The 19,329-nt window shown below is 26.4% G+C and carries 21 protein-coding genes; 5 read left to right on the forward strand and 16 right to left on the reverse strand.

The features are described from left to right. Window positions 1-92: 92 nt before the first annotated feature. From psyc5s11_RS26785 to psyc5s11_RS26800, 4 genes are all read right to left on the reverse strand, one after another. Complete coding sequence (locus tag psyc5s11_RS26785; RefSeq protein WP_224035480.1) at window positions 93-821, reverse strand: replication initiation protein; 729 nt, start codon at window positions 819-821, stop codon at window positions 93-95. A gap of 601 nt (window positions 822-1,422) precedes the next feature. After that, window positions 1,423-2,058 carry a recombinase family protein gene (locus tag psyc5s11_RS26790; RefSeq protein ID WP_224035481.1) on the reverse strand — a complete coding sequence of 212 codons (636 nt, stop codon included), beginning with the start codon at window positions 2,056-2,058 and terminating at the stop codon, window positions 1,423-1,425. A 350-nt stretch (window positions 2,059-2,408) separates the two neighbouring features. After that, a complete protein-coding gene (locus psyc5s11_RS26795; protein ID WP_224035482.1) occupies window positions 2,409-4,019 on the reverse strand; it encodes an IS1182 family transposase in 1,611 nt (536 codons plus the stop codon). A gap of 172 nt (window positions 4,020-4,191) precedes the next feature. After that, on the reverse strand, window positions 4,192-4,566 hold the full coding sequence (locus psyc5s11_RS26800) for a hypothetical protein (RefSeq protein WP_224035483.1): 375 nt from the start codon (window positions 4,564-4,566) through the stop codon (window positions 4,192-4,194). A gap of 1,139 nt (window positions 4,567-5,705) precedes the next feature. On the opposite strand from psyc5s11_RS26800, the gene psyc5s11_RS26805 reads away from it, so the two are divergent. The 3 genes from psyc5s11_RS26805 to psyc5s11_RS26815 all read left to right on the forward strand — a co-directional run bounded on the left by psyc5s11_RS26805 (window position 5,706) and on the right by psyc5s11_RS26815 (window position 6,971). Beyond that, on the forward strand, window positions 5,706-6,236 hold the full coding sequence (locus psyc5s11_RS26805) for an RNA polymerase sigma factor (RefSeq protein ID WP_224035484.1): 531 nt from the start codon (window positions 5,706-5,708) through the stop codon (window positions 6,234-6,236). A 16-nt stretch (window positions 6,237-6,252) separates the two neighbouring features. Then, window positions 6,253-6,474 carry a BhlA/UviB family holin-like peptide gene (locus psyc5s11_RS26810; RefSeq protein WP_224035485.1) on the forward strand — a complete coding sequence of 74 codons (222 nt, stop codon included), beginning with the start codon at window positions 6,253-6,255 and terminating at the stop codon, window positions 6,472-6,474. A gap of 98 nt (window positions 6,475-6,572) precedes the next feature. Continuing rightward, the gene (locus psyc5s11_RS26815; RefSeq protein ID WP_224035486.1) at window positions 6,573-6,971 is read left to right on the forward strand and encodes a hypothetical protein; all 399 of its coding nucleotides are present in this window, start codon (window positions 6,573-6,575) and stop codon (window positions 6,969-6,971) included. Window positions 6,972-7,039: 68 nt separating this feature from the next. Here psyc5s11_RS26815 and psyc5s11_RS26820 read toward each other — a convergent pair whose 3' ends face one another. Both psyc5s11_RS26820 and psyc5s11_RS26825 read right to left on the reverse strand, forming a co-directional pair. Continuing rightward, the gene (locus psyc5s11_RS26820) at window positions 7,040-7,372 is read right to left on the reverse strand and encodes a hypothetical protein (RefSeq protein ID WP_224035487.1); all 333 of its coding nucleotides are present in this window, start codon (window positions 7,370-7,372) and stop codon (window positions 7,040-7,042) included. Window positions 7,373-8,173: 801 nt separating this feature from the next. After that, on the reverse strand, window positions 8,174-8,332 hold the full coding sequence (locus psyc5s11_RS26825; RefSeq protein WP_224035488.1) for a hypothetical protein: 159 nt from the start codon (window positions 8,330-8,332) through the stop codon (window positions 8,174-8,176). A 76-nt stretch (window positions 8,333-8,408) separates the two neighbouring features. On the opposite strand from psyc5s11_RS26825, the gene psyc5s11_RS26830 reads away from it, so the two are divergent. Both psyc5s11_RS26830 and psyc5s11_RS26835 read left to right on the forward strand, forming a co-directional pair. Further along, window positions 8,409-9,089: a transposase gene (locus tag psyc5s11_RS26830; RefSeq protein WP_224035489.1), complete on the forward strand. Its 681-nt coding sequence runs from the start codon at window positions 8,409-8,411 to the stop codon at window positions 9,087-9,089. Between the two features lie 176 nt (window positions 9,090-9,265). After that, window positions 9,266-9,586 (forward strand): tyrosine-type recombinase/integrase, encoded by a 321-nt coding sequence (locus tag psyc5s11_RS26835; protein WP_375542026.1) that lies wholly within the window; start codon window positions 9,266-9,268, stop codon window positions 9,584-9,586. A 294-nt stretch (window positions 9,587-9,880) separates the two neighbouring features. Here the strand turns inward: psyc5s11_RS26835 and psyc5s11_RS26840 are convergent, their stop codons facing one another. The 10 genes from psyc5s11_RS26840 to psyc5s11_RS26885 form a co-directional block, all read right to left on the reverse strand. Beyond that, window positions 9,881-10,627 carry a hypothetical protein gene (locus psyc5s11_RS26840; protein WP_224035490.1) on the reverse strand — a complete coding sequence of 249 codons (747 nt, stop codon included), beginning with the start codon at window positions 10,625-10,627 and terminating at the stop codon, window positions 9,881-9,883. A 674-nt stretch (window positions 10,628-11,301) separates the two neighbouring features. Beyond that, window positions 11,302-11,508 carry a hypothetical protein gene (locus psyc5s11_RS26845; RefSeq protein WP_224035491.1) on the reverse strand — a complete coding sequence of 69 codons (207 nt, stop codon included), beginning with the start codon at window positions 11,506-11,508 and terminating at the stop codon, window positions 11,302-11,304. A 117-nt stretch (window positions 11,509-11,625) separates the two neighbouring features. Next, window positions 11,626-12,186 (reverse strand): hypothetical protein, encoded by a 561-nt coding sequence (locus tag psyc5s11_RS26850; RefSeq protein ID WP_224035492.1) that lies wholly within the window; start codon window positions 12,184-12,186, stop codon window positions 11,626-11,628. Window positions 12,187-12,236: 50 nt separating this feature from the next. Next, window positions 12,237-13,136 (reverse strand): hypothetical protein, encoded by a 900-nt coding sequence (locus psyc5s11_RS26855; protein WP_224035493.1) that lies wholly within the window; start codon window positions 13,134-13,136, stop codon window positions 12,237-12,239. 236 nt (window positions 13,137-13,372) lie between these two features. Then, a complete protein-coding gene (locus psyc5s11_RS26860; RefSeq protein WP_224035494.1) occupies window positions 13,373-14,548 on the reverse strand; it encodes a hypothetical protein in 1,176 nt (391 codons plus the stop codon). A 179-nt stretch (window positions 14,549-14,727) separates the two neighbouring features. After that, window positions 14,728-15,318, reverse strand: coding sequence for a recombinase family protein (locus psyc5s11_RS26865; RefSeq protein WP_224035495.1), 591 nt, complete (start codon window positions 15,316-15,318; stop codon window positions 14,728-14,730). Between the two features lie 231 nt (window positions 15,319-15,549). After that, a complete protein-coding gene (locus psyc5s11_RS26870) occupies window positions 15,550-16,749 on the reverse strand; it encodes a hypothetical protein (RefSeq protein ID WP_224035496.1) in 1,200 nt (399 codons plus the stop codon). A 37-nt stretch (window positions 16,750-16,786) separates the two neighbouring features. After that, entirely contained in the window at window positions 16,787-17,812 is a 1,026-nt protein-coding gene (locus psyc5s11_RS26875; RefSeq protein WP_224035497.1) for a hypothetical protein, read from the reverse strand. A 126-nt stretch (window positions 17,813-17,938) separates the two neighbouring features. Beyond that, window positions 17,939-18,361: an RNA polymerase sigma factor gene (locus tag psyc5s11_RS26880; protein ID WP_224035498.1), complete on the reverse strand. Its 423-nt coding sequence runs from the start codon at window positions 18,359-18,361 to the stop codon at window positions 17,939-17,941. A 126-nt stretch (window positions 18,362-18,487) separates the two neighbouring features. Further along, the gene (locus psyc5s11_RS26885) at window positions 18,488-19,264 is read right to left on the reverse strand and encodes a hypothetical protein (protein ID WP_224035499.1); all 777 of its coding nucleotides are present in this window, start codon (window positions 19,262-19,264) and stop codon (window positions 18,488-18,490) included. Between the last annotated feature and the right edge of the window lie 65 nt (window positions 19,265-19,329).

Below are 19,329 nucleotides of genomic sequence, written 5' to 3' on the forward strand. Positions count from 1 at the left end.
CGTTACATAAAAAAAAGAGTACCCTTTTGAGATACTCATATATAAACGAAACTACTATTTTATTTACTAATTCAAATTAATCTATCCCTTTTTTATATATTACCGTGGTTTTTTTGCCTAAATCTAAAAACAATGTCAGTAATTTTTTTGCCTCTCTTGCTTATTTCATAATCCAATTTTAGGCCTCTATCTTTTAACTTTTCTTTGGCACTATCTATGTATCTTAAAGTATCTCTTGTTTGACCACCACTAGTTATGTTTAAGAAGTCTTGAAGTTCTTCAATAGTATAATATTTGCTTTTCTGCTTAAGCTCATTATACATGCAATGAATCATATACAGACCCATTTCATATTTACCCCTTAAGTCTTTTAAAAACTCTAAATCTAAGCAACTATAATTTTCAGAAACTAATATCAAGTATTCCATTGCTTCGTCTGTCAATATTATTCTGAATTGTTCTTTATCATGTTCATATGTTATTTTTTCAATAGCAGAAAGTGTTTCCAAGTAGCCATCAGCATTTATTAATCTTAATACAATATGTAGACTTTCCATTGTATCCATTATTTCTATTTTAGTCATATGCTTTTTACCCTTATATTTTTTTATAAAGTCTAATGACATTGTTATTTCTTGACTAGCATAATTATATATATCGTCTCTGTTTTCTTCTGTAGTCTTTGCATAATGTGCTGATACAGCCTTATTAATAACCATCATAAAGAATTTTATTTGTATTTCTGTATAATTAGCAAACATATTTTTTAATATATAATTACTAACTTTTGTTTTTCTTTCAGTACTTTCCAATATATTCATCTCTGTATAAATTATACTTTTTCTAAGGTAAAAATACAATAATAACTTAATTAAAAAAAGAAGATATATAGTAGCTATATTTTTCGCTACTTATTATCTATAAATATTATTATATATATTTTATAATAAATTATTAGGTAATTGAAACTAGCTGGTATAACTAGTATTAGATACTGTTATTAAGTTTCAAAGGGAACAACTAAGTTTATAAGGGAGTAAATAAGTCTAAAAGGGAATCTCTTAAGGTAGAAAGGGAACATGATTATCGTGTAGTAAAATTAGTTACTATCTTAAGTACCTAATTTAAAGTAATAGGTGTAGTGATTTAAACATACTTTTTTTACCCTGATTTTTAGTACTGTCAAACTACTAGATAACCCAATCTAAAAAGTAATGTCGTAAATTATAGGTGTAGCAATTTAAACACAATAAAATAAGCTAGGCTTTTACTCCTAACTCAATTAATATTACTTATCCATTGAAAATACTTTGACGTTCGAAAATCGAAACTCAAAAATATGGATTATTCATATATTACTTTACTATCTTAAACCATACCCCGAAAATCCAGGTATGGTTTATTTATAAATTACTCTATTGCTTAAACATTTTTACCCTCTATAATATTAATGTATTTATAAAGAGTACTTCTTCCAATCCCTATTACCTTTGCAAATCCTGTAGCCGACATATCACCATAATCACCATTTTTAAATTTATCATATTGTTTTTTTAAGTCTTTTGGTAGTTCTGTTTTTGGTCTTCCTAATACCTTCCCTTTTGCCCTTGCAACATCCAAACCTTGATTTATACGTTGAACTGTCTTTTCTCTCTCCTGTTGAGCCATATGAGCCTTTAAAGTGATAAATATATCAGCTATCATGTTATAGATTGAACTATCTTGAACCTTTTCCCATTCATTCAGATATGGAGTATCTAATGCAATAACTCTAATACCATCAGCCTTTAACTTCTTAAATTCCATAATAACATCATCAGCGTTACGCCCTAGCCTATCAACATCAGTAATGATTAATATATCATCTTTCCTTATCTTAGCTTTTAATTCATTGTATATAGGTCTTTTATTTGCTGATATAGTCCCAGATATTCTTTCTTCTAGTATTTCATCAAACTTAAATTTATTATCTGTTGCGTACTGCTCTAAAGTTATTCTTTGACGATCTGTAGTTTGCTTTTCCTTTTGTGTGCTTATTCTCATATACCCCAATATCATAAAATCAAATCCCCTCACTTATCTTATGATATTATTATAACTGTCTATAAAATCATATACAAATATCATAGACACTTATTGAGATTAATTACACCTATTTATCAAGTGTTTCTCTTTCTTTTTCTCTTTCTTTCTTTGTTTATGAATACATATGATTTTATACACAAATATATAGTAATAAAATATAATAAAAAAGGGAGTGTCGCAAAATGATTGATTTTCGATCAGGAGCGATGCTCCTTTTCGATTCAAAGAAAGAAATCTCCCCAAAATTGAAATATCAAATCAATTTTGGGGAGATTTCTGAATTTCAAGCGCACTCAAATAAACCTACTTATTTCATTCCATAATTAGGAAGTATATTTTAATTCATGAAGATGATTTTGGCTTCTTTCATTTTGTATTTTTAAATGCAATTTGTTAATGTTGTAGCCAAAACAAAGCAAAATAAATTCAGTTTTAACACTATTTTTTCCACGTGTTAAAAATCTATTGAATTCATAATCACTTTTTAGAACTCCAAATGCTCCTTCGACCTGAATAGATCTGTTCATTCTTAATTTAGTTCCAAATTCAGTTGTGATATTTCTATAAGATATTTCACGCTTTTCCACAAAAGTTTTTGAAACTTGCATCTTTCTATTTCCTTTTGCTTTCGTGCACTTCGATTTATGAGCACAGTTATCACAACTTTCACACTCATAGATAGTAGCCTCTGATTTGTATCCACTGGCGGATTTTCTATTAATAATAGAGGTCGGAATCAACTTTCTACCATTATGGCAAATATATAAATCTGATTCTGCATCATATTTCATGTTTTCACGTTTACTAATATCATTTTTAAAACTTCTTTTTTTCCACTTTTCATAAGTTTGTGGTTTTATATACGGAGTTTGATTGTTAGATTCTAAAAATAAATAGTTCTCCTCACTTTCGTAACCAGAATCTGCAATTACATTAAGATATTTATACCCAATTTTTTCTTGCATATTATTAAGCATAGGTATTAATGTTGCTATATCATTTCTATCATCAAATATTCCGACCCCGGTTACGTATTCACTTTCAACTGCGATTTGTGCATTATATGCAGGTTTCAATTGACCATTTCTCATATGGTCATCTTTCATACGCATAAAAGTTGCATCTGTATCAGTTTTAGAATAACTATTTCTTTTTGATAATATGTTTTTACTGAAATTATATTTTTCTTGTCTTTCTTTATATTCAAATAGTTGCTCTATCCATTTCTGAATTGCAGTTTTTCTTTTACCAATACCGTGAACAAACTCTATGTTTCTTTTATCTTTTTCATATAAAAGCCATTCGAGAATTTTATCAATATCATCTATCAATGTTTCTTTTTTAGCAATAAAGTCTCTCGATTCTTCAAGATTGATATTTTCAGCAAGAGTAAGAATCTTATCAAACATTTTTGCCTCATTTTTATAAATGGATTTCTTCCAAACAAAAGTATAACGATTGGCATTCGCTTCGATTTTAGTACCATCAATAAATACATTTTCAAATAATATTTCATTTTGAGCTGCTAGATATTTAACTTGTTGATAAAATAAATCTTCAATTACTTCATTTGAAAGATATTCTTTACGGAATCTACTAATGGTAGCATGATCAGGTGCTTTATAGCCTTGAAGTAGCCACTTGAAATTTATATCTCTTTTGCATGCTTTCTCTATTTTTCTACTAGAATAAACATTTTGAGAATAAGCATACGATACTATTTTGAACATGATTTTTGGTTCCACTGCCGGTTTTCTTCCAACGGAAGAGTACGCCTGATACAACTTTGTATAATTTAATCCCTCCAATATATGGCTTAGCAAGCGGACTGAATCATCTTCTGGTATTAAGTTTTCTAAATTTAATGGTAATATAAGTTGATAATTATCATTAAATTGATTATAATTTTTATTGTATAATTTGGTTTTTAACATAATTTAATTATACTAAAAATGTGAATTCTTTTGAATTCACATTTTTTATTTTTTTTATAAAAAAATGAGCTGCCACAAAATTAACTACGTTAGTTTTGCAACAGCCCCTTCCTTATTATATACTTCTAAATATTAGATTGAAATGTATATATTAATTATTTTTTTTGCAATTTTATGCTTCACCAGTTTCTACATCACATCTAATAGAAACTATTTTGCTGTAGGTAGGATATCCACCACTCCAACCTGTAAATCCATAAACTGTTGTTATTACTATACACCAATCAGATTCATTAGAGAACTCGTCTAAAAGTGACTTTAAATGTTCATACTGAGCGGCTACAGCACCTTGTATTACACTTATAGCAAGTGCTCCTGGAATACTTTTTTTAATACAAGCTGCAAAGAATGAAACAACCGCATTAGTGATTGTAGCTGCATGAGAATTTACGATTGCGTCAATTCCTCCTATAGTTTTAAATTGTCTTTCAATATCTTGTTTTGATACAAAAGTATATTGTGTTTGGTCGTCTGTTACATTTGACATAATAAAATCTCCCTTCATAATTAATTTGCTTTTCAATATACCTAAGGGAAATTTAATAAATATTGTAAACCTAAAATTATTTATTCCTCAAAATTTTCTTTTTAATATTATTTGAGAGATAAATTATAATATTTATGATAACTGTAGTAACTAATATTATCGGAAAAATTAAATCTTTTTTAAAAACAATTACTAAGAAGTTAATAAAAGATAACGTTCCTATTAGCAAACTATATATTCCTTCAAATTTCAAATATTCTTTTTCATCAGTTATAGTATACTTTTTTTTAACACGATTAATTTTGAGTGTATTAATATTTTTAAATAAATTAAAATAACAATTAATACCAATTAGGGATAGTAACAGAGAAAGTAATAGAAAAAAGTATTCTCCTAAAAAATAAATAGATTGGCTCACTTTATTTCTCCTTTCTTTGATTAAGAAATATAAACTTTTAATAACGTAGAAGATAATAATTGTAATACAGAAGGCTTTATAAAAGTATCGGGCAAGTATTATTATATATAATATTGGGAGGAAAATAAATACATATATATGATATGGAGTTATGTAGGCGTTAAAAAAGAGAAACCATTAATTAGCTTAAATGATATATAACTCTTTTATTTAAGATCTGAAAACAAGGGCTTGCGGAACTATATCCTTAACATGAGTTTTTGTTACAAATGTTGACTGAACCACTTATATTAAAGAGATAATATAAGAAAATAAAGAAAATATATATAATAGATAAATTATAGGAATAGTATAGAAAGTTTATAAGAAATAGATATTTAAAAGAATTATAATAATAAGTGAGAATAAAAAATAGTTTTCGTTTATGAATATTATTATATTTAATAATAAAAAAGGAATTTAACATCCAAAATAACTCTAGCAATAGAGTTATTTTTAATTTGGCGTTAATATCTAATTTCGAAAAAAACAAAAAAATAGCGGATATCATGATTGTGATATTCGCTATTTTTTTGTTTTTTCAAAATCAAGGAGTAAAAATGTCATATTTATGTAAAATAATATTTATTTCTCTCTTTTTCTAAATTAAGGTTTACATAATTGCTAATGATTTACTTTTAGTAGGAGATTAAAACTTTCAAGAAAGTTTAGGAGGGATTAAATGCCTACAAATTTATTACAGCAAATTACAATATTTCAAAATAATCAAGAAAACTTTATTGATATTTTGGCTTACTTTAAATCAAAAATTAAATACCTAAGCTATAAATTGAAATATCCTGAAGCAGAAACAGATCTCATTATTTATTTATATGAATTTTTAAACTTAATAAATCCAAAGAAATTTGAAACGGATAAAGATTTATCAATGTATATTAATAAATGTATTAAAAACAAGTCAATAGCTTTATTTCATAAGGTTGATAAAGATAAAACATTAATGATTTTTACCTCAGAAACAGAAATACTAGATGTAATCAATTGTGAAGAGAAAAATGATGAATACTCAGATATTATTTTCAATGATTTAATTTCATCATTAAGTCCTAAACAAAGGAAAATTATATTTTATAAATTTTATTTGCAATTATCAGATATAGAAATTGCTGAAATGTTTAAAATATCAAGACAAGCTGTAAATAAAACTCAAAGAATTGCTTTTAAAAATTTAAAAGCTGATTTATTAGCTTAGACTAGGGAGGGATTTTATGTATGATCAACTAATAAATATCGCTACAACTCAAGGAATTTGGGCAATATTAAGCTGTGTACTTATAGTATACATATTAAAAGCACAGGAAACTCGAGATTCAAAACAAGAAGAAAGAGAAATTAACTATCAAGATATAATTAAACAACTTACAGAAAAATTGAATACTTTAGATTCAATAAATTCAGCTATTACTGAAATAAAAAATAAATTTAATTAAATATTAGGTTTACAAAATACAATGAAATAAGCTTTTAGTAAGTGTAAAACAGTTAAGTTGGCCAACTTAAAATACAAATTTGAAAGGATGAATATAGTATGGCAAAGCGAAGAGAAAAAGGTGCTTTTAATTTAAAGCATTTAACAAAATTTTTATCTGACGTTAATGTAATGAAACAGAATGTAGATAATGCATCAAATGCATTAGGATGGACAGCTACATTTGCTGGTTTTTTAGGTGTTCCTGGAGCAATAGTAAGTATTGCTGCATTATCAGAAGTTGTAGGACTTCAAGTTGCTAGTAGTTATTTACAAGATGTTATAAACGTAATAATTGATGGTCAAGATATGATTAATAATGATTATTGTGATCTTGTAGAGATTGAAGTGACGTATAGTTATTATGATAGTGGTTTAAGAGGTAGTAAACCAGGTTATTTCCCTTCAGGGGCTGAGATAACAAGAATCCATTGCGGTAGCGGATGGATGTCAGAATAACATTAACAAAAAAGATTCAGCAAAACTTGCTGAATCTTTTTTGTTAGGGACTTTTCGTCAAAATTTTATTACTGACCTGACTTTTCTAATAATTCTGCATATTTTTTTAAAAGAGTAATTCTTTTTAATATATAATTAAATGTCCAAAAAATCAGATTAAAATAAATAATATACGTTATATTTATTTTTGAATATCTATTCATAAAACTTAAAATCATTAAACAAGTAAAACTTATTAAGTTAATTTTTAATTGTAATTTCAAATACTTATCTTTATTTATAATTAAGAACCTATTATCACGTCTAATAGTAAAAAAAATATCTTTTTTTATATAACACAGTATACTGTATAAGAAAAATATTATTGATATTAAAACCCCTAATTCAACTGACCAATTCATTTACCCCCCCCTTTTTTTATTTATCGAAAAATTCAATTTATAGATAATATTGTAAAACAAGTATACCGTTAATAATCTTTCCTATCAACCCTTCTTGAAGCGACCTTGTGTTTAATTTTAATTTCCTTAGTTGGTTTCGCCGTGCCACACTCCATTTTCCATAAATTAATTAACGAATATCGCTATAGTGATATTTTTTATACTGTGCTCCCAAAAAACATAAATCTCTTTCTCTTGGGTAACTTTTTCTTATCTATGTTCCCACGAATTCTCTCCGTAATTTCAAGCAATTTCTTTCCACCTTGCCCTTTGTTCTGTGGTAGCAACTATAAATTCACTCATACTCATGCCTTGATCTTTAGCAATCTTTTTAAATAAATCTTTTTGGTCTTTTATTCTTCTTATATAATAAATTATCTTCTTTAATAAAATTTATTATACGAATAATAATTCTATCAAGTAACCATACGTTCGCATATCGTGATTGTTTCGCTCAATCTAGTCTATAGCCTTATTCTTGGTCAATTCCTCTCCATGTATAAATTATGGATATTAAGACTTTAAGGCTGAAACAGTTGGTATATCTAGGCTTTAATGATATTTTATAACTTTTCAAATAGGGGTAGCTAAAATGGATAAAGCCAGGGTTTATTCTTAAACCCTGGCTTCATGTGAAAATAAGTGTAATTATGGGGATTTAAAAGTTATTTTTGGAGTAATCCCCAATAATCATCTTCAAAATCGTTTCCCATGACAATCACCTCTTTCGGTATTATTATGTGCAATCTTAAATTTAATATACTAAATTAAGCTAGACAAAAGTATTTTATCTCTTTCAGTAATAGATTTAAATTCTTGTCTTTCAGTAAGCCTAGTTCTATCTCTATCTTTAGATCCTTTAACTATAAATGTTTCAGGTATGTATATAGTCGAATTATCGGTATCCTTTAAAACTCCCAAATGTAATCTTATGATATGCTCCCTTTATAGTAGACAGTTAAAATAATAAAACTGTTTCTATAAAGGGGGGATTTTAATGTCAAGAAAAACGAAATGTTCTCTGGAAGAGAAATTGAAAGGAATTAAAGAATATCTATCAGGAGAAAAAGCAGTTATACAGATATGTGATGAGATGGCAATTCATAGTGCCACATTTTATGACTGGTTGAAAATATATAATGATGTTGGGGAAGCAAATTTAATAGTTTCTACAAAAAATAAATATTATTCTGATTCGCTTAAACTTAATGCAGTTAAAGATTATCTAACCGGAAAAGGTTCTTTAAGAAATATATGCTGCATATATGAAATTTCATCTCCTCGTGTTCTCAGAGATTGGATTAAGAAGTATAATGGTCATAAAATATTTAAATCTTATAGTAAGCAAGGAGATAGAATTATGACTAATGGAAGAAAAACTACTTATGAAGAAAGAATTGAGATTGTTGCATTCTGCATTTCGAATAATGGTGATTATCAAGCCACTGCTAATAAATTTAAAGTTTCTTATCAACAAGTTTATGCATGGGTAAGAAAATACGAAGCTAATGGATATGAGGCACTAATGGACCGACGCGGTAAGCGTAAAGAAGCTACTGAGCTTACTGAATCGGAAAAATTATCTGTACAATTGAAACTTATCGAATCAGAAAATACACGTTTAAAGATGGAGATTGATTTCTTAAAAAAATTGAAGGAAGTAGAAAGAAGGCGATAAGTACTAGAATATTTCAAGAATATAAATATATTTCTATAAAAGAATTACATAAGGAAAACGACTATCCAATAGCTGATTTATGCAATTTAGCTAATATTGCACGATCATCTTACTACAAATGGATTAACCGTTCAGAGACTGAATTAGATAAAGAGAATTCACTAATACTAAAAGAAATTGTTAAACTTTATGAAGATGTACATGGTATCTATGGATACCGTCGGATAACAATGAATATAAATCGACTTCTTAATAAACAGTATAATCATAAACGAATTTATAGATTAATGAAGTTGCAGCTACCCCAATTTAGCATACATGGTTTAAGACATACCCATGCCACTATATTATTACTTAAAGGCGAGAATATAAAAGTAATATCTGAAAGGCTTGGTCATAAATCAACTCAAATAACATGGGATACTTATAGTCATGTATTACCTTCCATGAAGAAGCAAACTGCAGACCTATTGGATAATATATTTGATGACCTATAATTTTTTTGCTTAGAAATGTCGGTTAAATGTCGGTATTTTGTATATAACAAAAGCTACAACCAAGTTATATCAATGGTTGCAGCTTTTGTTTGGTACTCCCAGTGGGTAAAATAATGCTTATCTTATAATGTTCAGCAATATAAGATTATATCTTACAAAGCCTTTATAGATGAGCACTTACACACTTTTAAACATCTTGAAATTTTTTATTATTTTTTGCTTTTTAAAATAATATAGTACAACAATAGTACAATTTCAAGTGTTATATCTTTATATTTTAACCTCGTAATATTTTTATTCCCTATCAACTATTTTTTTACATAAATAACTTAATAAATTTTCACTATTATTTTTAAAACTCATAACAGTATTTATTTTTCCAATAATTTCAAAAATTTTCTTTATAGTAATCTTACTTTCTTCATCATTAGCTTTTTCTCGATTTAAAATTAAAGTTCCTAATGCTGTTGAAATATTATTTACAACACCCTCAGCACCATATAACTTGTATTTAAATAATGATTCTCTCACATTATTTAATTGATAGATAAGTATTTTCTTTAATTCATCATTAAAATTACATACCAAAACTTCTTCAATTAATACATTAATTTCTTCAATCAGTTCCTGTATTTTTTCATCTTCAATATCTTCTTCATTACTATGTTCAGATAAAAAATCTGCGCAATATTCAAGAGAAATCATAAGCTTTTCATCAAAATGATTACTAAAATCTCTCATTCCACTAGATGTATTAAAATTTATCTTAGTAAGTCCATTCATAGTCTGATTTAAAGTTAATTGGTATTTATGTAAATTCTTAGACTGTAACTGTTCTATCTGACTAATTCCTAAAGTGCACATTTTAAGTAATTCTGTATAATTTGTAAAAATTCCTATCTTATTATTTTCATCCAAAGAAAAAACTTTTAAAAACACTTTTTCAGCATTTTCACTAACATCACTTTTAAGTTGATAAATTATATGATACAGTCTTCCGACCACATTATCTGTTAAGACTTCTCTATTTTCTGTAATCATGTTTTCCCCCATTTATATACATTAAATTGCTTATATAGTTGCAAATTTATATAAGATTTATGCACATTATATACCATAATATTCCTTAAATCAATATAAGCAATAAGTACTACGTAACTTTACTGTATAATATCTCATGTTTATTTATTATAACAGTATGAAGTAAAAGAATTTTATATCTTATATTTTTATCTTTTATATTTTACTTCAACACTTTTGTATGGAGTTTATACCACCGTATTCCTATAAGTTATTCATCCATGTTAAATCCACACTTTAATATTCCTTTGTCTATCATTTATATGGTACTTATACTACTGTTACCTTATAAAGGGTTCATATAATATTAATGCTGCTAATAATTGTATATACGATATATACAAAATTTTATCTATAAATAAAACACCTATATTTCTCTATAGATGCTTTATATGATCTTTTATTTAATTATTACTCTCATTAAATGCATTATTATTCCCACTCAATTGTTATGGCTTAAAACCTAGATTTTGCATATGGTTTTAAGCCATTTAACCTACTATAGACAAGCCCAAACAATATAGTTTTATAATTAACTGGGTCGGAGTGTGGTCAGAAATATACTAAATTCATCATTCTAGATAATGTTAACATTATCTAGAATAATTTTAATACAAATGCTTAAAAAGCTTATATTATCGATGACTTTTATAATACAACATATCTTCTGTTACTCCTAGTTCTCCGGCTACACCTTGCCAATATCCATCCACATTTTCGCAAACAAAATCATTACATTTGCACATTATTCTATATGCTGTTTCTGTATTTCCTCCGTTATTTGCTGCAGAAGCTTGTAATTGATAGTGTTGAACTTTCTCCTTTAATTCTTTATCAGTCATAATTAAATTCATCTCCTTCAAAAATAACTTGTATCATTACATATATTTATAGAATATCGGTATTTTTATCTTATATTTAAACTTGAAAATTAATTGAAGAATTTACATACAACATTACTAATCACTTAATATATCATCTATTGTATTATATACACCATCTAAAAAATTATATAAATAATTGATAGTATCTTTCAAATTAGCATAATCAATAAAATCCCACTCTGTAAAATATAAGCTTCCTTCTTTATTCATCAAATATCTCCATACATCGCCCTTAGAATCTTCTCCCTGTAATTCTTTGATAAGATTTCTGATTTCTTTAATTTCTTTATCATCTATTAACAGCTGCATCTTATCTAATACTCCATTAACAATGTACTTATCCCATATTGCTATCATATCATGCCCACCTTTTGGTAACTCTCCAAAAGCCCTATTGTATATTAGTTTTAGACTAATCTCAATTGAATGTCTATATGAAAACATAATAGGATATATATATAGATCTAATATGTCAATCCTATGCTTACTTCCTTCTTTTATAGCAATATTAACAAGACTATCTGCTGATCTTTTATATCCCTCTTTAACCCCGTATAATGATAATTCCTTATCCTGCCATCCTATATATGCCTTTGCTCCATATTCAGTACCTTCAATAAATATTTTTCTCTTCATAATTCCCCCATCTTTTTGTAATATTCCCTAATGGCTTATAGTTTCATTTATTATTCAAAAGATTTTATAATTCCAGTGTTGTGTATTTCATTCATTGTTGATCCATTCACTATAATATGTTTTGGATTAATAATATTTATATTAAAATCATTCAGAGTTCCTTCTTTTAATTTTATTTGCCCATAGCAGCCAATTACTATTTTTTCTGAATTTTTCTCCTTTTTAATCTTTAAAATATCTAATACCCTTTTTAATTCGTCTAATCTGAACTCGTTTCCCTCATAGTATGACTCTGGGAAATATACATTTGTCCTATTATATCTATTTTTCAAGTTGATATATGCCCAAAACTCTCCATTAGTATATCCATACTGTATATTATCAACTTCTCCAACTACTCCTCTATAATGTCTATGATATACTCCATTTATAGTTTCTGCTTGAATATATGTAATCCTTCCTTTAGATGCACCGGTTCCGTTCAAACCACTTTCATCATCAGTTATTGATACTTCTTCCCCTTCTCCTGTATTTTTCACTCTATTTGTATTTGCTTTATCTTTTGGTAAATCCTCACCATTAAATTCTATCTGTAAATTTCTAATTTTTCTTTTTAATGATTCCATAACTTGCTCTTCTGAAAATTTAACCTTCTCTTGCTTTTCTATTAAATTCTTCCGACCTATTATCCCCTTATAATTTATATGGTATGGACAATTATCAGGATTGTGTTTTTCTCCTTCTTTATTCCACGTACTTAAAAATTTTTTACCATTTATTCTTTGGGTAAATTTTATTCTTGCCTCACATCCTTCAATACAACTTAATTTACCTTTATAAATTGCTTCATAATCTTCTTTTTCAATGTTTTGAATATTAAGTGGTTCCATTTTTCCATCATGATTATAATAGCACCATTCCATTTTAGCCTTTGGCATTTTTTCTCTCATATTTTCCACTCCTTCTCAAATTACATAGAAATATTTTAATACTTATTTATGCTATTCGATATTTTCATTAATTTTCCTTTATTTCAACAAAAAAACACCTATATTTCTATAGATGTTCTTATAATCTTTTTTCTAATCAAAGTTAATTTTTAAAGGATTCACAAATCAACTAAATATACACTTATTATAAAGTCTAAAAAATAATGATCCATAATTAGGTTGTTCCTGGTTCCTGGTTACTGCTCATTATTTTTACATTCAATTTTCCAAATAATATTTACCAAAAGTGCAAATGCAATATATATGATTGAAACACAAGCTATTATGGCCATATCTTGAAACAGCTTGTACCATGCAAACGATGTTACTATATCTATGAATCTATGTACAAACAAATCATATTTATCTAAAAAAAGAACTATTACTATTGTTAAAATGATCATTAAGCTTATTAGATTAAACCAAATAATATATGGATATCTTTTTATACAACAAGCCATTGTTCTATTAGTACATCCCTTGTTTGGATCCTTACCTTTACAATTGTAACTACCTATATATCTATCAGTTAGTTTTCCAATCATGTATAGCAATAAAAAAATCAGATTAAACATCACAGACCCTATTAATACGATAAATATACCGGCTCTGTATGGTCCTATACTATTCAGCGCTGCTAACGCTTGTGATATATATGACATTCCTCCTGTAAAAGCCATAACAACTCCTGCAAAAATACTTAAAATTGTTATTGATTGAGTTGTGCTATCTTTTAAATTTTTTTGTACTATTTCTAATTTTTTTTCACTTTCTTTTATCTTTTCAGTGAATTCATTATTCTTTGTTGCTGTTTCTTTAACTATTTTATTAACATTTTCTTCATAAGAATGTAACTCATTAAACAATATTCTTATATAAGCTTCATATCCCTCTTGAGACAAAGATAAATCTACGTCACCAAATTGTTCTACCAACCAAGCACATTTATATAAAACAAGTAATAAAATTGCATAATCTTTAGTATTCGATTTTATACCTAACTTAGTAATCGCATCGGAAACTTGACTTATTTCACTAGTAATCGGAATAAGTGGCTCTATATACCCACTTATTATCAAGCCATATATCCGTTCGTATTCATCTTCCAATTTCATATTTATGACAGATAATACTTCCTTCACTTTTATTCCTTGCTCAGTTCTAAATTTATCACCACTTCCATACTTTGTAGTATTTAGCTCATTATTAGGATTCATAATACATTTAATTATTTTTACGTCTACATGATCTAATTCATATTTCGGCTTAGATTTATTAACTTTATTAGCATAATTAATATATTTAACTATATCCTCAGATTGATCTTTTTCGTACTTATCTAATATTTTTAATGCTTGATATATTGACTCCATATTTCCCCCATATTATAAATTTCGTAATTATTCCATATTATATATATTATACCTTGATGATACTGTCGGCAACCTTTTATTAACACAATAAAACTCATATTTTTACATATGAGTTAATTTCATTCATCACTTGAATTAGTACTTTTTAAGTTGAATCTTAACTATTAACTAACCAAATATTATTTCTTCTCATATAATTTTATCCATCTATATAAAGTCGCTCTTCCCACGCCTAACAACTTAGCCATTTCAACCTTGCTCAATTCTTTATTAATCATCTTAACATAATATTTCTTAAAATCTTTAGGCAGATCCTCAACTATTTTTTCTTCTCTTCCAAACCATCTACCAGTTTTAGTTGTTCCAGTTTCAATGCACCTTGCGACACCCTGCTGCACTCTTTCAACTGTATTTTCTCTCTCCATCTCTGCAACTGCACCTAAAATAGTTAGTATAAACTTATAACCATCACCATCCGTGTTTATCCCCTCTTTAACAAAATAAACTGTTACATCTTTATTTTTAAAATAATCACATGTGGCCCTAAGATCATCAACATTTCTTCCTAATCTACTTATACTTTCACAATAGATTATATCCCCCTCATTAACTTCTAATTTCAATTTATTTAATGCAGGCCTATCAATACCCTTTCCACTTATTTTGTCCGTATAAGCTTTATCAAAAGCAATTCTTAGCTTATCAAGAATCATTTCTTGCCTGCCTACACTCTGTTTCTTAGTACTAACTCTTTCATATTTATAAATCATAATATATCATCCCTTATAATAAAATTATCTTTATCTTAATATGTATCATCAAACTATTCAAATCCAATGATACACTGTAAGATAAAGATAATGTCAATTTTAGGTAAGTTTTATTATGTTTTCTTTCATTTTCTTAGTGTTTTATCATACTATAGTTTTTTGGTGCAAATTATTTAATCCCTCTTAAATTGCAAGAGACACTATAACTTTGTTATAATGCCTCTTTAAATATTATTTTATTTTTCTAGCTTTAATAAGAAATACATATGGTAATGCAGTTGATGCGTTCATTGTTGTTCTTTTATTATCATAATATTCATTTGCATCACATGCTATTTTTACCATACTCCCAAAGCAAGATGCAATTATACTTTTTAAATTTCCACCTGTTAATATTCCACTTGCAGTTGGGAAAGCTGTTGCATATGTAACTATATTTCTAAATAATTTACTTTTTTCAGATTTCAATTTTAAATTTATATCATTAATTTTATTTGTAAATTCCCTTTGAATTATTTCTGAATTATTTAATTCCCTATTATTTGAATACTGCTTTGATAGATCCTTTATTAACGCTCTATATGCTCCTAATTCATCTTTCAACTTGTATCTAACTTCTAATATCTCATCTGGTTTCAAGCTGGGGAAGTTAGGAACCAAAATATTAAATGTATCTAAAATAAGGCTATCTATACTTAAATTTATATCCGTATCTTTTATATCATAATCTTGTATTCTAAAATCTTCACTATTAAATACCTTTACTTTTTTTACATCTTTACTACATTCCACTGCATAATTTATTATATTTCTTTTTTCTGATATTACTATTTTCTTATTTATTATGGCATCTAGAAACGATGAATTAATATTTATCAGTTTAAGAATATACAAAAATGGTTCATCAACACAAAAAATATTTTTTTCCCGCTTTAATTCTAAATGTTCTACCAAATTTAAAATTTGCTCATGATTATCATTTAGTAATTCTAAAAGAATTTCTTTATCAGATTTTTGTGAAAGTTTAGGAATATTATTAAAAACACGTGGCGTTAATATCCCTTCTTCTACTAACTCTTTATTTAAATTAATAAAATTAATAAAATTATAATTCTCAACTTGTCCATAAAAACCTTTTTCAAAATTCAATTTAATACCATTTTGCTTTATATCTTTTATTCTATCAAAATCAAAATCTTTATAAATAGTATGTATATATAAATTTGGATTTATATAATTAATCATAATATTATCAAATAGTATACATGCCTTAGTTAAAGATGTATCATCAAGAATTATGCTATCGTCAATATATATACCCGATAATCCTTTTGTCTTATTTATTATTGGCTTACTATTTTCTATTAACTCCATAGTTTTTTTAATCTCATCTACATTCATACCATAACATCCTTTAATTAAATTCAACATAATTAAATTTTCTATTACAATTTAAACACTTTCATTCCTATAAATATGTATAATATTCAGAATTTACTATTCCATTATTAATATTAATTGATATAACTTCATTATTATGTAATTCTTTTTCAATGTCATAATTAGATAACAATGCTTTTACATCTAATCCTGTAAGTTTTTTGAGATAAACTATATTTGTACCATTATTTAACATGCTAATAATGGCTTTTATCTTATATGTTTCTGGGGGATAAATAAATTTATCTCTTTTCCCTCCGGGTCTTTGCTTTAACATTTCAGTTATCCCAAGTTCTGTGTACGTTTTGATAAACGAATCACTAACAATTGATGGTGACGGAATTTTATCTAATACTCCATACAAAAAGTGAAATATCTTGTCATTTTCTGAGTAAATTTTATTATATTCTCTTTTTACATAATTTATAGTTTGAATTATTTCATTCCTAATATTATTAGGTAATTTAATATCTATTGCATTATGAGTTATTGTTCTTGTGCTGCTATCTTCAACATTATATACTCTTAAATCAAGCATTTCACTTGGTTTTAGTGGTATAATTAAATTTAATTTAGCATACAGTCTTGCGATCATAATTTCAAGAAATCTTTTTTTATCATTAACACCTTTATATCCCTTTAAAATATTATTCATTATATGATTATCCATTTTATATAATATGGAATTTAAAAGAGTTGTATCTATTACTGGTTTCTTAAAACTTTTTTCAAGTTGCTCACTTAGTTTTTCCTTATATCCTGCTGTAGATATATATGCATATAAAGACTTAAAATCAAATTCATTTCTTATTAAATAATCAAATAATAATTTAAGAGCAGAAATATGTGTAGTTAGCGTTGGTACTGAACCAATCTTAGTATCATAAGAATATACAAAATAATTATCAATGTGATTTACATTTAAATTAAACACTTTATCTTCTAGCATTCTATCTCTTAGATAGTTCAAGAAATTTGTTATCTCATTCCTATATTGCGGACTTTCTTTTAATAATTGATCAACTAAACCTCTAAATCTTTCTCCATTGCTCATAATATCCCCCATTCCCTATCATTATCCTAATCCCTATATTACTACATTTTATACAAAATATAAACATCAATTCTAATATATTACATAATAAAATACACCTACATTTCTGCAGGTGCTCATATATTTTTATAACTTTAATTCTAGGTAAGGAAACTTTTGGGACACATTCCTTTTAACCTCTCTAACAATCCTATTATAAAACATTTCCTCTAAGTGCTTATAGTGACTCTCCCCATGTATAGCATCCCAAAACTCCTTTTCCATTCCATAAACTTTACGGCCAACCTCTAAAGTTATGTTATCAAGCTTTCTTCTAACTGTTGTTATATCCATAAATAATAATTTAGCTATTTCCGGATAAGTTTTATTTTCAAAATATCTATAACCTATTAACTGTTTATCTGCTACAGGTAATTTTTTTAATGCTGCAGATAAATGTTTTAATCCAAACTTTTTTTCTATGTCTAACGCAGGATCCTCTTTTAAGACTTGGATATTTTTTAATAATTCTTTTGTGGTTCTGATTAATTCTTTTTTGTACAAATACATTGATTTTACTCCCTCAATTTTGTTTATGAATAATCTAAAAACATTATTTAGCAAATTACTTATATTTTCCTTAACTATATTATACCTTCGAATTATCACTAACTACATTTAGATATATACATACTATTAGGATTCTTTCTCAAAATAAATTATTTCTTTTGATTCTCTCTTAATTTCCTTTACCTCATTTTTTATTTGTGTATATTCATTTTTCAACAAATTTATAAAACGATCAATTACAATCATTGTTAATACTGCCTCAATAACAACCGGCTTTATTTGTAACCATAACTGATTACTCAAAATTTCTATATTAGAAATTCTTTCAATTGAATTAATAATTGTAATGAATACAGAAATTAAATATACCCACAATTTAGGTCTCATTAATATAACAATTTTTCTATAAAAAGCTAACTTAATAGTATTATTTTTTTTAGGTCTTATTTTACTAAAAACTCTGTTTGCACCAACTAATACACTTAAAAAAATTTTTTCAGGATAATATGATATAGCTGTTAATAACAATGTTAAACTTAAATATGCGCATGCATCAGCATTTAAATTAAATTTACTGCCTAAAAAATGAATACCAAAATAAAACCATCTATAAAAAACCTCCACTGAATATAAACAAATCATACAGGTTATCAATAATGATGTTATGTGATTCAATTCAATATTAAAATTTAAAGTATTAATAGATTTACACTTAAATGCTATATTAGCTAGAATAGTTTTAATCTTTTTATTAATTATTGAATTTATTATATTAGAAATAAATTTGTTTATAATTAATCCTAATAATTCAATAAAAATGCACAGAATAGTTACAATTGTATCTATGATTGATATTACTACAATTATTTTTAATAATGGACTTAACAAAACAGGTTCATGCATCCATATATACCCCCAAAATAGAATTATCTAATTTTCTTCTCTGTTAATTGTAGCATATTTTGATA

It is taken from the genome of Clostridium gelidum, assembly GCF_019977655.1.
Classification (GTDB): Bacteria; Bacillota; Clostridia; order Clostridiales; family Clostridiaceae; genus Clostridium; species Clostridium gelidum.

Coding starts and splice junctions, on each gene's coding strand:
- psyc5s11_RS26785 (WP_224035480.1), bottom strand. CDS start 821: ATGAATATATTGGAAAGTACTGAAAGAAAAACAAAAGTTAGTAATTAT.
- psyc5s11_RS26790 (WP_224035481.1), bottom strand. CDS start 2,058: ATGATATTGGGGTATATGAGAATAAGCACACAAAAGGAAAAGCAAACT.
- psyc5s11_RS26795 (WP_224035482.1), bottom strand. CDS start 4,019: ATGTTAAAAACCAAATTATACAATAAAAATTATAATCAATTTAATGAT.
- psyc5s11_RS26800 (WP_224035483.1), bottom strand. CDS start 4,566: ATGTCAAATGTAACAGACGACCAAACACAATATACTTTTGTATCAAAA.
- psyc5s11_RS26805 (WP_224035484.1), top strand. CDS start 5,706: ATGCCTACAAATTTATTACAGCAAATTACAATATTTCAAAATAATCAA.
- psyc5s11_RS26810 (WP_224035485.1), top strand. CDS start 6,253: ATGTATGATCAACTAATAAATATCGCTACAACTCAAGGAATTTGGGCA.
- psyc5s11_RS26815 (WP_224035486.1), top strand. CDS start 6,573: ATGGCAAAGCGAAGAGAAAAAGGTGCTTTTAATTTAAAGCATTTAACA.
- psyc5s11_RS26820 (WP_224035487.1), bottom strand. CDS start 7,372: ATGAATTGGTCAGTTGAATTAGGGGTTTTAATATCAATAATATTTTTC.
- psyc5s11_RS26830 (WP_224035489.1), top strand. CDS start 8,409: ATGTCAAGAAAAACGAAATGTTCTCTGGAAGAGAAATTGAAAGGAATT.
- psyc5s11_RS26840 (WP_224035490.1), bottom strand. CDS start 10,627: ATGATTACAGAAAATAGAGAAGTCTTAACAGATAATGTGGTCGGAAGA.
- psyc5s11_RS26845 (WP_224035491.1), bottom strand. CDS start 11,508: ATGACTGATAAAGAATTAAAGGAGAAAGTTCAACACTATCAATTACAA.
- psyc5s11_RS26850 (WP_224035492.1), bottom strand. CDS start 12,186: ATGAAGAGAAAAATATTTATTGAAGGTACTGAATATGGAGCAAAGGCA.
- psyc5s11_RS26855 (WP_224035493.1), bottom strand. CDS start 13,136: ATGAGAGAAAAAATGCCAAAGGCTAAAATGGAATGGTGCTATTATAAT.
- psyc5s11_RS26860 (WP_224035494.1), bottom strand. CDS start 14,548: ATGGAGTCAATATATCAAGCATTAAAAATATTAGATAAGTACGAAAAA.
- psyc5s11_RS26865 (WP_224035495.1), bottom strand. CDS start 15,318: ATGATTTATAAATATGAAAGAGTTAGTACTAAGAAACAGAGTGTAGGC.
- psyc5s11_RS26870 (WP_224035496.1), bottom strand. CDS start 16,749: ATGTTGAATTTAATTAAAGGATGTTATGGTATGAATGTAGATGAGATT.
- psyc5s11_RS26875 (WP_224035497.1), bottom strand. CDS start 17,812: ATGAGCAATGGAGAAAGATTTAGAGGTTTAGTTGATCAATTATTAAAA.
- psyc5s11_RS26880 (WP_224035498.1), bottom strand. CDS start 18,361: ATGTATTTGTACAAAAAAGAATTAATCAGAACCACAAAAGAATTATTA.
- psyc5s11_RS26885 (WP_224035499.1), bottom strand. CDS start 19,264: ATGCATGAACCTGTTTTGTTAAGTCCATTATTAAAAATAATTGTAGTA.